Source organism: Streptomyces sp. B15 (assembly GCF_018070605.1).
Classification (GTDB): Bacteria; Actinomycetota; Actinomycetes; order Streptomycetales; family Streptomycetaceae; genus Streptomyces; species Streptomyces smyrnaeus.
Genome location: NZ_JAGPXJ010000007.1, coordinates 120,960 through 134,930, shown reverse-complemented (window position 1 = coordinate 134,930; position 13,971 = coordinate 120,960). Strand labels below are relative to the sequence as shown.

Here is a 13,971-nt window from a genome sequence, read left to right as displayed (position 1 = left end):
CCCGCTGCCCGGTCGGCCGTCGGCCGGTTCGCCACCGGCCGGTTCGCCGCTGGTCGTGCCGCTGGTCGTGGCTCCGGTGGACGGGTGCTCGTCCCCGTGTGCGTAACGCTCGCTGCCGTGCCGTTCCATCGTCATGTCTCCCCAGAGCTGGTGGCGCGGCCGGCCGGTCGAGAGGGGCCGGTCCGGTGCGCGGCCTCCATTGTCCAGGAAGCGGCGGGACGCGGGGACGGCACCGGCCTGGTTGTCATGGCTTCGCCAGAATGCCGGACTGTCCGGACCGGGACCCGGCCGCCCGGGAGCCGCCCGGCGCGGGGGTCTCGATGGCGAGGATCCGGTGCAGCCGAGTGGCCACCAGCAGGCGCTGCATCTGCGGGGGCACCTCACGCAGGACGAGTCTGCGGCCGCACCGTCCCGCGCGGCGGTGGGCGCCCATGATGACACCGAGGCCCGTGGCGTCCCACGAGTCGAGCTCGGCGAGATCCAGCACGAGGTCGCCGTCGCCCGAGTCGACAGCCGCGTGCAGAACCGTACGGGCGTCCGCCGCGCTGCGGACGTCAAGACGACCTCCGACGACCAGCTCGGCGTGGTCGCCCCTGATGTGCATATGCGCTCCCGGAGTGGTTCCGTCGTTTGTTGGCGCTTTGCGCGTGTTGCAACCCGCCGCGGGGACCTGCACGGGGTGCGGCCCCCTTCACCACAGATGACTGGTGCCGCAGCGGTGGAGTTGCCGTCCGTGTCCTGACCGATACCGGATTTCACTCAGGTGAGTGGGCGCCGGCAGCGGCCCGGTCACCGGATGTGCCGGTGGCGCGGACCGTCGGTTCCGCCAGGCACGCGCCGAGGAGAGGAGCAACCACCGGCAACCAGGCCGACGGCAGGGCGTGGGGTACGACCACCGTGTCCGGGCGCCCCGTGCGGCGGCTCAGTGCGGGTAGAAGCCCTGCCCGCTCTTGCGGCCCAGGTCGCCGGCGTCGACCATGCGGCGCATCAGCTCCGGCGGGGCGAACTTGGCGTTCTGGGACTCGGTGTGGATGTTCTCGGTGGCGTGCAGCAGGATGTCGACACCGGTCAGGTCGGCGGTGGCCAGCGGACCCATGGCGTGGCCGAAGCCGAGCCGGCAGGCGGTGTCGATGTCCTCCGCCGAGGCGACGCCGGACTCGTAGAGCTTGGCGGCCTCCACCACGAGCGCGGAGATGAGGCGGGTGGTGACGAAGCCCGCGACGTCCCGGTTGACGACGACGCAGGTCTTGCCGACGGACTCGGCGAACTCCCGGGCGGTGGCGAGGGTTTCGTCGCTGGTCTTCAGGCCGCGCACCAGCTCGCACAGGGCCATCATGGGCACCGGCGAGAAGAAGTGCGTGCCGACGACCCGCTCCGGCCGGCTGGTGGCCGCCGCGATCTTGGTGATGGGGATGGCGGAGGTGTTGGAGGCGAGTACGGTCCGGTCATCGACCAGTTTGTCGAGGGCGGCGAAGATCTCCCGCTTGACCTCGATCTTCTCGAAGACGGCCTCGACGACGACATCCGCCTCGGCCGCCGCGTCCAGGTCCGTTGTGGTGGTGATACGGGCCAGGGCCGCCTCCGCGTCGGCGGCGGCGAGCTTCCCCTTGGCGACGAACTTCTCGTACGACGCCTTGATCCCGTCGGTACCACGGGCGAGCGCCTCGTCCGTCACATCGCGGAGCGTCACGTCCCAGCCCGCCTGAGCGGAGACCTGTGCGATTCCGGAGCCCATGAGTCCGGCTCCGATGACGGCGAGCTTCTTCGCCACGTTCTTCACCCTCACTTCGTCGCGCCGGGCCGCGCTCCCGCCCTCGGGGGTAGCGCCCCGTGCCTTGTGAATGACCGTCCGTTGGGCGGACATTAGCGCCTTACGCCGGAGCGTGGGGGACGAAGAGACACGTATCACGTCTCACATGGCGGACGTCACACGGTGGGGCGACGCGGGCTCGGGACGGCTCACCGGCCGGGCTTCGTCGCGTAGTTGAGGAACTCGTCGGTGACGAACGACTCGAAGGCCTCCAGTTTGGCGAGCGCGTCGCGGGCGGCCTGTTCGGGTGAGGTTCCATCGGCGATGCTCAGCGTGGCGCCCCGGGTCACGAGGTTGACCAGGTTCACCAGTTCGTAGGCGACGAGCTCGGGCATCGGATCGCCGGGGGCCGCGTCGGTCTCGGCGGCCAGGGTCTCCCGCAGCCGGTCGGCGGTGCGGTGGTGCAGCACCATCAGCCGGGCCACCAGCGCGGGGGACTCACGCACGACGCGCATGAAGTCGCCGAAGCCCTCCCGGATACCCGCGTACAGGTTCTGCTCGGCGATGTCCTGGCGCAGCCTGCCCAGTACGGCGGTGGCGGCGGACCGGCCCGGCTCGCGGTCGCGCACCAGGGCGGCGGCGCGGTCGACCATCTCCTCCTCGCGGTCGAAGAAGAGGTCCTCCTTGGCCGGGAAGTAGTTGTAGACCGTGTTGACCGAGACGTCGGCCGCCTCGGCGATCTCGGCGATGGTGACCGCGTCGAAACCGCGCGCCAGGAACAGCCCGGTGGCGATGTCGGAGATCCGCTGACGGGTCTCGCGCTTCTTCCGTTCTCTTCGGCCCTCTGGGGCGGTGGTGGCCATGGCCCCATCGTAGGTCAGGGTGGGGTCTCTCAAATTTTGGGGAGGTTGCAAGTTTTCAGTGACTCTGTTTTTCTGGAGCCATGCCAGCAGCCATCCACACCGCCGGGCTGACCCGGGCCTTCCACACCACATCGCGCACCGTCGAGGCCGTACGCGGCATCGACCTGACCGTCGAGCAGGGCGAGATCCTCGGCTTCCTCGGCCCCAACGGAGCGGGCAAGACCACCACGCTCCGCATGCTCACCACGCTGCTGCCGCCCACCTCGGGCACCGCGACGGTCGCGGGCCACGACCTGATCGCGGACCCCACCGGCGTACGGAGGCGCATCGGCTACGTCGCACAGTCCGGCGGGGTCGACCCCACCGTCAGCGTCCGCGAGGAGCTGACCACCCAGGGCAGGCTCTACCGGCTCGGCAGGTCCGAAGCCGCCCGCCGCACCGCCGAGCTGGCGGAAGAACTCGATCTGGCCGCCCTGCTCGACCGCCCCTGCGGCGCCCTGTCCGGCGGCCAGCGGCGCCGACTGGACATCGCCATGGCCCTCACCCACGAACCCGTGCTGCTCTTCCTCGACGAGCCGACGACCGGACTCGACCCCGGCAGCCGCGCCGACCTGTGGCAGCTGGTCGGGCGGCTGCGCGACGAGCGCGGCATGACCGTCTTCCTGACCACGCACTACCTGGACGAGGCCGACGCGCTCGCCGACCGGCTGGTGATCGTGGACGACGGCCGCGTCGTCGCGCAGGGCACCCCGACCGAGCTCAAGCAGCGCCACGCCGGCTCGGCCGACGCCGGCCTGCAGGACGCCTTCATCGCCCTGACCGGGCGCAGGACCGAACGAGAGGCGGAACAGACGCCCATCGCCGTCTGACCCGAACACCACCGCTCCCACCGCCTCCACAGAGCTCCGCAGCCGCGCGCTCAGCGCGTTCCGGGCGCGCTGCGCGCCCGTGCGCCCGTGCGCTCCCCACGGTCTCCCTAGAGAACGGACAACCCTCCTGTGTCCCACCTGCTGACAGACACCGGCATCATCGCCGGGCGCTACATCCGGCAGACGGCAGCATCCAAACTCGGGCTGGTCTTCGGGCTGCTCCAGCCGCTGCTCTTCCTCGTCTTCTTCGGCCCGCTGCTGGAGGGCCTCCACCTCGGCGGGGACGGCGACTCCTGGCAGCTGCTGGTGCCCGGCCTCCTCGTCCAGCTCGGCCTGTTCTCCTCCGCCTTCGCCGGGTTCAACATCCTCATCGAGAAACAGCACGGCGTGGTGGAGAGGATGCGGGTGACGCCCGTCAGCAGGCTGGCCCTGCTGCTGGGGCGTCTGATCCGCGACGTCCTCCAGCTGTTCGTGCAGTCCTTGCTGCTCGTCCTGGTCGGCGTCGCACTGGGGCTGCGCGCACCGGTGGCCGGGGTGCTGCTGGGCTTCCTCCTGGTGGGCCTGCTCGCCGCTTCGCTCGCCTCGCTGTCGTACGCGCTGGCGATGCGGGTCGGCTCGCCACAGGAGTTCGCGCCCGTCATCAACTCCCTCAACATGCCGGCGATGCTGCTGTCCGGAATCCTGCTGCCGATGGCGCTGGCGCCGGGCTGGCTGGACACGCTCTCGCGCTTCGTACCGTTCCGGTACGTCGTCGACGCGGTACGCGACGCCTTCACCGGGCACTACACGGACGGCTCGCTGGCCCTCGGCGCGGCCGTCGCCGCCGCGCTGGCCCTCGTCTCACTGGGGCTGGGCACCCGGGTCTTCCGCCGGGTCTCCGCATAGGGGGCAACCCCGAACGCAGGGGTCGAGGCCGTCGGGCCGGCGGAGGGACGGGGGCAGCCTCGGCCCCCGCGTGCGAGGTCCCCATTACGCTCGCAGCATGGTTAACCTCACGCGGATCTACACCCGAACCGGCGACAAGGGCACCACAGCGCTCGGCGACATGAGCCGCACCGCCAAGACCGACTCCCGTATCGCGGCGTACGCCGACGTCAACGAGGCGAACGCCGCGATCGGGGTCGCGCTGGCCATGGGCGAGCTGGACGAGGAGATCCGTACCGTCCTGCTGCGGGTGCAGAACGACCTGTTCGACGTGGGCGCCGATCTGTCCACACCGGTGGTGGACAACCCCGAGTTCCCGCCGCTGCGCGTCGAGCAGGCCTACATCGACAAGCTGGAGGCCGACTGCGACCACTTCCTCGAAGGGCTGGAGAAGCTGCGCTCCTTCATCCTTCCGGGCGGTACGCCGGGCGCGGCGCTGCTGCACCAGGCGTGCACCGTCGTCCGCCGCGCGGAGCGCTCCACCTGGGCGGCGCTGGAAGAGCACGGCGAGACGATGAACCCGCTGACCGCGACCTACCTCAACCGCCTCTCCGACCTGCTGTTCATCCTCGCCCGGGCGGCCAACAAGGCGGTCGGTGACGTGCTGTGGGTGCCTGGCGGAGAGCGATGAGCCCACCCGAGCGGGGACTGCCCGCCCTGCTGATGGACCTGGGCGGCGTCCTGGTGGAGGACAAGCTGCCGGCCGCCGCCGCCAAGTGGTCGGCCCGACTGGGCATCGCCGAGCGGGACTTCGTCACGGCCGTCTACGCGGGCAACGACACGGAGGTGCTCGTGGGGCGGATGAGCGGCACCGCCTGGTGGTCCGTCGTGCGCGAACGGCTCGCGCTGGATGCGGCCGGCCTCGACGAGCTGCGCCGCGATCTGGCGGCCACCCCCGTGTGGGACCGGGAGCTGCTCGACGCGGTGGCCGCGCTGCGGGGCCGGGCCCGTACCGCGTTCGTCAGCAACGCCTGGCCGGACGCCCGCCCCAACCTGGCCGCGAACCTGTCCGTCGTCGACGAGGTGGTGCTCTCCTGCGAGGTGGGCTTCGCCAAGCCGGATCCGCGCATCTACACCCACACGCTCCATCTGCTGGGGGTCGCCGCGCAGGACGCGCTGTTCGTCGACGATGTCCCGGAGAACGTCGAGGCCGCCCGTGCCCTGGGCATGGCGGGGCATCTCCACACGGACTCCGCCCGGACCCGCGCCGTCCTCGACAGGTTCGCCGCCCGGCTGCCCCGGCCCGACGAACCCTGACCGGAAGTCAGCGGGTACTGTGCCCCGCATGGCAATACCGGGGGCCCAGCCGCAGCAGCCGTACTCACAGCAACCCACATCGACCGCGACGCCCGCGTACCAGTTCAACCCGTACGCACAGCCGCAGACTCCGCCCCCCGGTCCGCCCGGGCCTCCCGGACAGCCGCCGGGCGGGCCGGTGCGCGGCGGCGGTCCACGCTGGCTGTGGGCGCTGGGCGGCGTGGTGGTTGCCTCGGTCACCTGGGCCGCGACGCTGATGGCCACCGGCGCGCTGGACAAGGGCACCTCCGACTCGGCCGCGGCCGACTTCAAGGGCTACCGCTTCCACCACGACATGTGCGAGACGGCGAAGCTCAAGTCCTTCCAGCAGGAGTACCGGATCCAGGAGTCCTCCTCGGACGATCCGGACGGCTACTCCTCGCGGCAGAAGGGCCTCGACGTCAGCCGGTGCAGCCGCACGCTGATCGAGCACGGCGAGACCTCGAAGACTCCCCCGACCACCTATGTCTCGACCACGGTGACGTGGCACAAGAAGAGCGACCCCGCGCCCGAGTTCGCCTCCGAGCAGCGGACGTGGGAGGACCAGAAGACCGGCACGTACCAGTACGAGGTCTCCCCCGTCGACGGCTTCGGTGACGAGGCGTACCTGATCAAGGAGGAGCGCGGCGACAGCCTGGGCCGGCTCATGCTGGAGGTGCGTGCCGGGTGGATGACGTACGAGATGAGCTGGAGCTGGTTCGGCGGCGGCATCGACGAGGACTTCGAGCCACCGTCCGAGAAGACCGTGACCGGCTGGATGAAGAAGGACACCCGCGCCACGCTGGCGGCGCTCAAGAAGCCCGACTCCAAGAAGGCCCCCGGCCGCGACCCGGGCGCCTAGCCTGCCTTCCCCGGCGGGGCCGCCCCTCGGTCGAGCGGGCGGCGGCCCTCCGGCCGGCGGCCCTCACGCCGTGGTGATGTTCCGCTCGATCCACTCCACCCCGAAGCGCACCAGCTCCGCCGCCTCGAACAGATGGCTGTCGGCGGCGCCGACCCGGCCGCGCACGCCGATGCCCGCCGCGAGCGCTTCCTGGGCGATGACGGTGAACGGCCAGACGCCCTCGGGCACCACCTGCCCGTAGTCGAACGCCTCGTCCTCGGTGTCGATGTCCTGGTAGCGCTGCCAGACCCGGGTGCCGTCGGCGTCCAGGACCGGTACCTCGTAGGTGAGGCGGCGCTTGCCCGGCGCCTGGGCCAGCGCCTCGGCGTGGTGCAGGACCGTGAGCGTGTCGAGAGGGGCGCCCAGCAGCAGGACCCGGCCACCGGTGGCGACGAGCCTGCCGAGCGGCCCCTGGGCGCCGTACGGATCGTCCCAGGGCAGGTGGGAGACCAGCGCCTCGGCCCGGGCCCCGAGCGCCACGAAGCTGTCGGGATGCCGGGTGCGCAGTGCGCCCGGCATACGGCGCAGCGCCTCGGGCAGGCGTCCGTTGTCGTGCGTCCCCTCGCTCAGCTCGGGGTCGTAGGCGGGGTGTTCGGCCCGTACGGCCTCCCGCCACGGTGCGGGCCAGTCGGTGAAGTCGTGCGGAGGCGCGTCGTTCCAGCCGCTGTAGACGAGCAACGTGCCCTTCTCCCCCAGCACCTCCCGCAGCGCGGCGATGACAGTCAGCGGGCCGCCGGGCACATAGCCGAGCGCCGAGAGCGCGGTGTGGAACATCAGGGTGTCACCGGGCCGCAGGCCCAGTCCGGACAGTTCCCGGACCAGCCTGCTGCGGTTGACCGGTCCGCCGGAGCGGGCCATCAGTGCGCGTTCGTCCATCCGGCGAGCGTAGAAGGAGCAGCCGGGGCCGGGCTCACGATTATTTCCGGACATCCGGGTCGAGCGCCACGCGCTGCGGGGACGACCGCTCCGCCTCCGGCCGGTCCGCGGCTTCGCCCTGCTCACCCCGCCCGCCCTGCTCGCCCCGCTCGGCCCACTCGACCTCGCGCTGTTTCTGCTGCTCGCCCTGCTTCGGCTGCTTGGGCCACACCGTGTAGCTGAGCGCGATGATCAGACTGATCCCGATCACGAAACCCATCCGGGTCTGCCACTGGCGCAGCGGTTCGGCCTGGGAGGCGTCCCCCACGTACCAGATCGCGGCTTGCAGCAGTCCGGCCGCGATGACGGCGGCGCCGATGGCACGCGCCCCCATCTTCCACTCGTGCACGGCTCGCGCCGTGCCGTAGCGGGGCGGTTTGGCCGGGCGCGGTCCCCTGCCCAGCAGATGCGCGGCATGGCCGTCCGCCCACTTGATCATGTAGTGCCCGTGCGTGGCGGTGAAACCGATGTAGACGGCGGCGAGTCCGTGCTTGAAATCGGGCTCCGCGCCGTTGCGCAGATCGATCGCGGTGACGATCAGCAGCACGACCTCCAGCAGCGGCTCGCACAGCAGCACCGCCGCGCTCGTACGCGGCATCCGTGCGAGGTAGCGCAGCGCGAGGCCCACCGCGAGCAGCACCCAGAAGCCGACCTCGCAGGCGATGATCAACGTCACGATCACGATTGAACGCCCTCCTGGCGTATCCCATGGCGGGAGTGGTGGCGGAATCGCCGCCGGTCGTCGCCCCCTCTCCGGTGCCGGACGCGACGACCGGACGCGTATCCCCACCCTCTCGCCGCGGGACCGCCCGGGGCGTCGTCGTCCGAGACGATTTACCGCGCTGCCGGCTGCATCGAAAGATGCAGTCGCAGGGCGCCGGCGCTCGACCGGGCGAGGGACACCCGCGCCGCGGGGACTCGGGAGAATGGAGCCATGACCACCGCAGCCGCCGCACCGTGGATCCGCACGCTCCGTGGCCTGCGCCCTAATCAGGACGATGTGCTGGTCGCGGTGTCCGGGGCCGCAGGCGGTCTGCTGCTGTGGGCGTTCGGTCTCACCAGCGCCCCACTGTGGGAACGCGGCCCGCGCTGGCTGGTGCTGCTGCCGCTCGCCGTGCTGTGTCTGGCCTCACTGCTGCGCCGTACGGGACAGCCGTATGTGCTGTACGTCGGCATCGCGGCGCAGGTGGCCGATCTGCTGGTGGGCTCGTTGCTGGCGACGCTGATCCTGTTCACCGATGTGCTCTACGCCGCCGTGCTGTACGGATCGCCCCGCCTCTCCCGCGGGGTGATCCGGGGTTCGGTGGTGGTGACCGTCCTGGTCACGGCGGGACTGCTGATCGCTTTCCAGAAGGCCGAACTGCTGCTGGTCGGGGCTGCCTGCGCCGGTGTGCTGGTGGTGCCCACCAGCACCGGGGAGGCCATCCGCAGCCACCGGGAGAAGGCGTCCGCCGAACGCCAGCGGGCCGAGCAGACGGCCCTCCTCGCGGAGCTGGACCGCAAGCAGGCGGTCAACGGCGAACGCGCCCGGATGGCGCGCGAGCTGCACGACGTGGTCGCCAACCATCTCTCGGCCATCGCCATCCACTCCTCGGCCGCCCTCTCCTTCCCGGAGTCCGGCGACAGCGCGGGCGCCACCCGCGAAGCCCTGGGCGTCATCCGCGAGAACAGTGTGCAGGGGCTGGCCGAGATGCGCCGCCTCATCGGCCTGCTGCGCAACGCGAGCGGCTCCGAGGAACCGGCGGCCGCTCCCTCGCTCGACGGGCTGGACGCCCTCCTGGCCCGCGCCGGGGCCATGGCGGGAGACGGCCGTACGTTCACACTGGCGGACCGCCGCGCCAAGGGTGAGCGGCTGCCCGCACCGGTGGAGCTGGCCGCCTACCGCGTGGTCCAGGAAGCGGTCACCAACGCGCTCAAGCACGCGGCCCCGGGCAACGTCACCGTGGAACTCGACCGGAATGCCCGCCCCGACCACCTCGGTATCCGGGTCACCAGTCCGCTGGACGACGATCCGGTGGACGACGGCTCGCCCCGCGCGCCCGGAGCCGGCGCGGGGCTGGTCGGGATGCGCGAGCGGGTGGAGCTGCTGGAGGGCCGACTGACGGCAGGGCCTGCGACCGGCGCCGACGGCGTGCGGGTCTGGCAGGTGCACGCGGTGCTGCCCGCACCGCACGAGACGGACACGGTCACCGACGAGTCCGGCGCAGCACGCCGGCCCGAACACAGGGAGACGAACCAGTGACAGCTGACCGAGCCATCCGGGTGCTGGTCGCCGAGGATCAGCAGGCCGTGCGCGCGGGAATCGTGCTCATCCTGCGCAACGCGCCCGGTATCGAGGTGGTCGGTGAGGCAGGTGACGGGGAAGAGGCGGTGCGGCTTACCCGCGAGCTGGCTCCTGACGTGGTGCTCATGGACATTCAGATGCCCCGTCTGGACGGGGTGACGGCCACCCGGCACATCACCGCTGACGGCCTCGCCGACGTCCTGGTGCTCACCACGTTCGACCTCGACGAGTACGTCTTCGGCGCACTGCGCGCGGGCGCGGCCGGCTTTCTGCTCAAGGACAGCGAGGCGGCGGCGGTGGTGGAGGCGGTCCGTACGGTCGCGCGCGGCGAAGGCATGATCGCGCCTGCCGTGACCCGCCGCCTGATCGCCGAGTTCGCGGGGGCGTCGGCGCCGGGCGGTCCGCAGGCCTCCCGTTGGGCCACGGAGCCGCCGGCCGGACTGGCCGAACTCACCCGCCGCGAGCGGCAGGTCCTCGGCTGTCTGGGCGAGGGGCTGTCGAACTCCGAGATCGCCACCCGCCTCACCATGGCGGAGGCCACCGTCAAATCCCACGTCAGCAGGCTGCTCGCCAAGCTGGAGCTGCGCAGCCGCACCCAGGCCGCCGTACTGGCCCAGGAGTGGGGCATCGGGCCCGGGTAGCCGGGGCCTAGGCCACGTTGACGCGCTGACCGGGAGGGGCGGCCTCCAGCCAGGCGAGGAAGCCGGTGAGGGCGTCCTCGCTCAGCGCCAGCTCCACCCGTACCCGCTCCGGGCCCACGGCGCAGGCGAGCACCACGGCGTCGGAGAGCAGCGCCTGCTCCTCCTCGCCCAGCGGGGAGCGACGTTCGAGAACATCAATGGCCCCGCGCACCAGATGGCGGCGGGGCCGGGGGGCATAGGAGAAGACGCGGAACCATTCGATGCGGTCCCCGTTGTAGCGGGCGATTCCGTACGCCCACCCTTTTCCTTTGGGGTCGACGGCCTCTGTCTCGGAGACGGCCCAGCGCAGATTGCAGTCGAACGTACCGCCGGATCGCTGGATGAGCCGTCGGCGTACCCCGAAGGCGAAGAGTCCCGCCATCACCAGCAGGACGACCACGCCGCACAGCAACAGAGCGAGGACCATCTTCACCGACCTCCTCGCTCTCTCCGGGACCTGCCGAGCGACAAGTCTCTCAAACCCTGCTGTATGGCTTCAGCCGCGGACGGACCCGGATAATTCCGGGACCACCCGCGGCTGAGGGTCGTCGTGCGCCGAGTGTGACGCGACAAACGTCAGCGTGCGGCCGTCACCGCTCGCAGTCGGACATCGGCACGCTTCTCGGCGTCCTCGTCGGCCTTGGACTTGGCGTCCTGCAGCGCGCGCTCCGCCCGCTCGACATCGATCTCGTCGGTCAGCTCCGCGACCTCGGCGAGCAGCGAGAGCTGGTTGTCGGCGAAGGAGATGAACCCGCCGTGCACCGCGGCGACGACGGTGCCGTTGCCGCTCTCGCCCGTCGTACGGATGGTGACCGGGCCGGACTCCAGCACGCCGAGCAGCGGCTGATGGCCGGGCATGACACCGATATCACCCGAGGAGGTGCGCGCGACGACCAGGCTGGCCTCGCCGGACCAGACCTTGCGGTCGGCGGCGACCAACTCGACGTGCAGCTCAGCCACTGTGGCTCCTCAGACTGGGATGGGGAAAGGATAAGGGGTGCGGCGCGGGGGCGGGTACTGGCACCCGCCCCCGCCCCGGAGCACAACCGGCGCACATCCGCGTACGGCCGTTCGCGACCGTGCGCCGAGGCGCAAACGGCGCACCGCGGCTCGGGAGTCCGACGTCAGGAGACGCCGAGCTCCTTCGCCTTGGCCTTGAGGTCGTCAAGGCCACCGCACATGAAGAACGCCTGCTCGGGGAAGTGGTCGTACTCGCCGTCGGCGATCGCGTTGAAGGCCGCGATCGACTCGTCCAGCGGCACGTCCGATCCGTCGAGACCGGTGAACTGCTTGGCCGCGTGGGTGTTCTGCGACAGGAAGCGCTCGATACGGCGGGCGCGGGACACCGTGAGCTTGTCCTCCTCGGACAGCTCGTCGATGCCGAGGATGGAGATGATGTCCTGCAGGTCCTTGTACTTCTGCAGGATCCCCTTGACGCGCTCGGCGCAGTCGTAGTGCTCCTGGGAGACGAAGCGCGGGTCCAGGATCCGGGAGGTGGAGTCCAGCGGGTCCACCGCCGGGTAGATGCCCTTCTCCGAGATCGGACGCGACAGAACGGTGGTGGCGTCCAGGTGCGCGAAGGTGGTCGCGGGCGCCGGGTCGGTCAGGTCGTCCGCGGGCACGTAGATCGCCTGCATCGAGGTGATGGAGTGACCACGGGTCGAGGTGATGCGCTCCTGGAGCACACCCATCTCGTCCGCCAGGTTCGGCTGGTAGCCCACCGCGGAGGGCATCCGGCCGAGCAGGGTGGAGACCTCGGAACCGGCCTGGGTGAAGCGGAAGATGTTGTCGATGAAGAACAGCACGTCCTGCTTCTGCACATCGCGGAAGTACTCCGCCATGGTCAGACCGGCCAGCGCCACGCGCAGTCGCGTCCCCGGGGGCTCGTCCATCTGACCGAAGACCAGCGCGGTCTGCGGGAGCACGCCGGAGTCGGCCATCTCCTCGATCAGGTCGTTGCCCTCACGGGTGCGCTCGCCCACACCGGCGAACACGGAAACGCCCTCGTGCAGCTTGGCCACACGCATGATCATTTCCTGGATGAGGACGGTCTTGCCGACGCCCGCGCCGCCGAACAGGCCGATCTTTCCGCCCTTGACGTACGGGGTCAGCAGGTCGACGACCTTCAGACCGGTCTCGAACATCTCGGTCTTGGACTCGAGCTGGTCGAAGGCGGGGGCCTTGCGGTGGATGGACCACCGCTCGGTCACCTCGGACTCGGCCTCCGGCTCGTTGAGGATCTTGCCGAGGGTGTTGAAGACCCGGCCCTTGGTCACGTCGCCGACGGGCACGGTGATGCCCGCGCCGGTGTCGGTCACCGGGGCCTGGCGGACCAGGCCGTCGGTCGGCTCCATGGAGATGGCGCGGACCAGACCCTCACCGAGGTGCTGGGCAACCTCCAGGGTCAGGGTCTTCCGCTTGCCGTCCTCGGCCGGGTCGAGCACCTCGACCGTCAGCGCCTGGTAGATGTCCGGCATGGCGTCGACGGGGAACTCCACGTCGACGACCGGGCCGATGACCCGGGCGACGCGGCCCGTCGCAGCGGCCGTCTCAACAGTGGTGGTCATGGTTAGCGGTCACTCCCCGCGTTAGCGTCAGCCAGCGCGCTCGCCCCACCGACGATCTCGCTGATTTCCTGGGTGATGTCGGCCTGGCGGGCCGCGTTGGCAAGCCGCGTCAGCGACTTGATGAGCTCTTCGGCGTTGTCGGTCGCGGACTTCATCGCCCGCCGCGTGGCGGCGTGCTTGGACGCTGCTGCCTGCAGCAGGGCGTTGTAGACACGCGACTCGACGTACCGCGGCAGCAGCGCGTCCAGCACATCCTCGGCCGAGGGCTCGAACTCGTACAGCGGCAGGACGACGGCACTGCCCTTGGCGGTGCCCTCGCCGTCGCCGGGCGACTCGGTGCCCTGGTCGAGGGAGAGCGGCAGCATCCGGGCGTCCACCGCGGTCTGCGTCATCATCGAGACGAACTCGGTGTAGACGATGTGCAGCTCGTCCACACCGCCGTCCGCGGCCTGCGCCTGTACCGCCTCGATCAGCGGTGCTGCCACGGCCTTCGCGTCCGCGTAGGTCGGGTTGTCGGTGAAGCCGGTGAACGACTCCTTGACGACCCGGTTGCGGAAGCCGTAGTAGGCCACGCCCTTGGTACCGACGATGTAGCTGTCGATCTCCTTGCCCTCGGCGGCCAGCCGGGTGTTCAGCTGCTCGGCCGCCTTGATGGCGTTGGAGTTGTAGCCGCCGGCCAGACCGCGGTCGCTCGTGATGAGCAGCACCGCGGCCCGCTTCGGCTGCTCCGCCTCGGTCAGCAGCGGGTGCTTGGCGTCGGAACCCTGCGCGACGGCGGTGACCGCGCGGGTCAGCTCCTTCGCGTACGGCTCGGACGCTGCCACCTTGCGCTGCGCCTTGATGATGCGCGAGGCGGCGATCATCTCCATCGCCCGGGTGATTTTCTTGGTCGCAGAGACGGACTTGATCCGCCGCTTGTAGACCCTGAGCTGGGCACCCATGC

The 13,971-nt window shown here is 70.8% G+C and carries 16 protein-coding genes; 7 read left to right on the top strand and 9 right to left on the bottom strand.

Annotated features, from left to right (window positions below):
- Nucleotides 1–244: 244 nt before the first annotated feature.
- From KBY19_RS05905 to KBY19_RS05895, 3 genes are all read right to left on the bottom strand, one after another.
- The gene (locus tag KBY19_RS05905) at nt 245–604 is read right to left on the bottom strand and encodes an STAS domain-containing protein (RefSeq protein WP_099884289.1); all 360 of its coding nucleotides are present in this window, start codon (nt 602–604) and stop codon (nt 245–247) included.
- A 318-nt stretch (nt 605–922) separates the two neighbouring features.
- The gene (locus KBY19_RS05900) at nt 923–1,771 is read right to left on the bottom strand and encodes a 3-hydroxyacyl-CoA dehydrogenase family protein (protein WP_210965301.1); all 849 of its coding nucleotides are present in this window, start codon (nt 1,769–1,771) and stop codon (nt 923–925) included.
- A 188-nt stretch (nt 1,772–1,959) separates the two neighbouring features.
- The gene (locus KBY19_RS05895) at nt 1,960–2,613 is read right to left on the bottom strand and encodes a TetR/AcrR family transcriptional regulator (RefSeq protein ID WP_099884288.1); all 654 of its coding nucleotides are present in this window, start codon (nt 2,611–2,613) and stop codon (nt 1,960–1,962) included.
- Between the two features lie 80 nt (nt 2,614–2,693).
- Here KBY19_RS05895 and KBY19_RS05890 point away from each other — a divergent pair, with 80 nt between their 5' ends.
- The 5 genes from KBY19_RS05890 (at nt 2,694) to KBY19_RS05870 (ending at nt 6,543) form a co-directional block, all read left to right on the top strand.
- The gene (locus tag KBY19_RS05890) at nt 2,694–3,482 is read left to right on the top strand and encodes an ABC transporter ATP-binding protein (RefSeq protein WP_099884287.1); all 789 of its coding nucleotides are present in this window, start codon (nt 2,694–2,696) and stop codon (nt 3,480–3,482) included.
- A gap of 129 nt (nt 3,483–3,611) precedes the next feature.
- Complete coding sequence (locus tag KBY19_RS05885) at nt 3,612–4,367, top strand: ABC transporter permease (RefSeq protein WP_099884285.1); 756 nt, start codon at nt 3,612–3,614, stop codon at nt 4,365–4,367.
- Between the two features lie 97 nt (nt 4,368–4,464).
- Nucleotides 4,465–5,037 (top strand): cob(I)yrinic acid a,c-diamide adenosyltransferase, encoded by a 573-nt coding sequence (locus tag KBY19_RS05880; RefSeq protein ID WP_210965300.1) that lies wholly within the window; start codon nt 4,465–4,467, stop codon nt 5,035–5,037.
- On the top strand, nt 5,034–5,663 hold the full coding sequence (locus tag KBY19_RS05875; RefSeq protein WP_247690636.1) for an HAD family phosphatase: 630 nt from the start codon (nt 5,034–5,036) through the stop codon (nt 5,661–5,663). The genes KBY19_RS05880 and KBY19_RS05875 overlap by 4 nt, the downstream gene beginning before the upstream one ends.
- A gap of 28 nt (nt 5,664–5,691) precedes the next feature.
- Entirely contained in the window at nt 5,692–6,543 is an 852-nt protein-coding gene (locus KBY19_RS05870; protein WP_247690635.1) for a hypothetical protein, read from the top strand.
- 63 nt (nt 6,544–6,606) lie between these two features.
- On the opposite strand, the gene aac(3) is transcribed toward KBY19_RS05870, so the two are convergent.
- Nucleotides 6,607–7,458: an aminoglycoside 3-N-acetyltransferase gene (gene aac(3), locus KBY19_RS05865; protein ID WP_210965298.1), complete on the bottom strand. Its 852-nt coding sequence runs from the start codon at nt 7,456–7,458 to the stop codon at nt 6,607–6,609.
- Between the two features lie 40 nt (nt 7,459–7,498).
- Nucleotides 7,499–8,179: a hypothetical protein gene (locus KBY19_RS05860; protein WP_307843444.1), complete on the bottom strand. Its 681-nt coding sequence runs from the start codon at nt 8,177–8,179 to the stop codon at nt 7,499–7,501.
- 252 nt (nt 8,180–8,431) lie between these two features.
- Between KBY19_RS05860 and KBY19_RS05855 the strand changes: the two genes are divergently transcribed.
- Complete coding sequence (locus tag KBY19_RS05855; protein WP_210965297.1) at nt 8,432–9,739, top strand: sensor histidine kinase; 1,308 nt, start codon at nt 8,432–8,434, stop codon at nt 9,737–9,739.
- Entirely contained in the window at nt 9,736–10,422 is a 687-nt protein-coding gene (locus tag KBY19_RS05850; protein ID WP_099884278.1) for a response regulator transcription factor, read from the top strand. Before KBY19_RS05855 ends, KBY19_RS05850 begins: the two co-directional genes overlap by 4 nt.
- Before the next feature lie 7 nt (nt 10,423–10,429).
- Here the strand turns inward: KBY19_RS05850 and KBY19_RS05845 are convergent, their stop codons facing one another.
- The 4 genes from KBY19_RS05845 to KBY19_RS05830 all read right to left on the bottom strand — a co-directional run bounded on the left by KBY19_RS05845 (nt 10,430) and on the right by KBY19_RS05830 (nt 13,969).
- Complete coding sequence (locus tag KBY19_RS05845; protein WP_185018152.1) at nt 10,430–10,888, bottom strand: DUF2550 domain-containing protein; 459 nt, start codon at nt 10,886–10,888, stop codon at nt 10,430–10,432.
- Nucleotides 10,889–11,037: 149 nt separating this feature from the next.
- Nucleotides 11,038–11,421 carry a F0F1 ATP synthase subunit epsilon gene (locus tag KBY19_RS05840; protein WP_099884276.1) on the bottom strand — a complete coding sequence of 128 codons (384 nt, stop codon included), beginning with the start codon at nt 11,419–11,421 and terminating at the stop codon, nt 11,038–11,040.
- Nucleotides 11,422–11,585: 164 nt separating this feature from the next.
- The gene (atpD, locus tag KBY19_RS05835) at nt 11,586–13,028 is read right to left on the bottom strand and encodes a F0F1 ATP synthase subunit beta (RefSeq protein WP_099884274.1); all 1,443 of its coding nucleotides are present in this window, start codon (nt 13,026–13,028) and stop codon (nt 11,586–11,588) included.
- 2 nt (nt 13,029–13,030) lie between these two features.
- Nucleotides 13,031–13,969, bottom strand: a complete 939-nt coding sequence (locus tag KBY19_RS05830) for a F0F1 ATP synthase subunit gamma (RefSeq protein WP_099884272.1) — start codon at nt 13,967–13,969, stop codon at nt 13,031–13,033.
- Between the last annotated feature and the right edge of the window lie 2 nt (nt 13,970–13,971).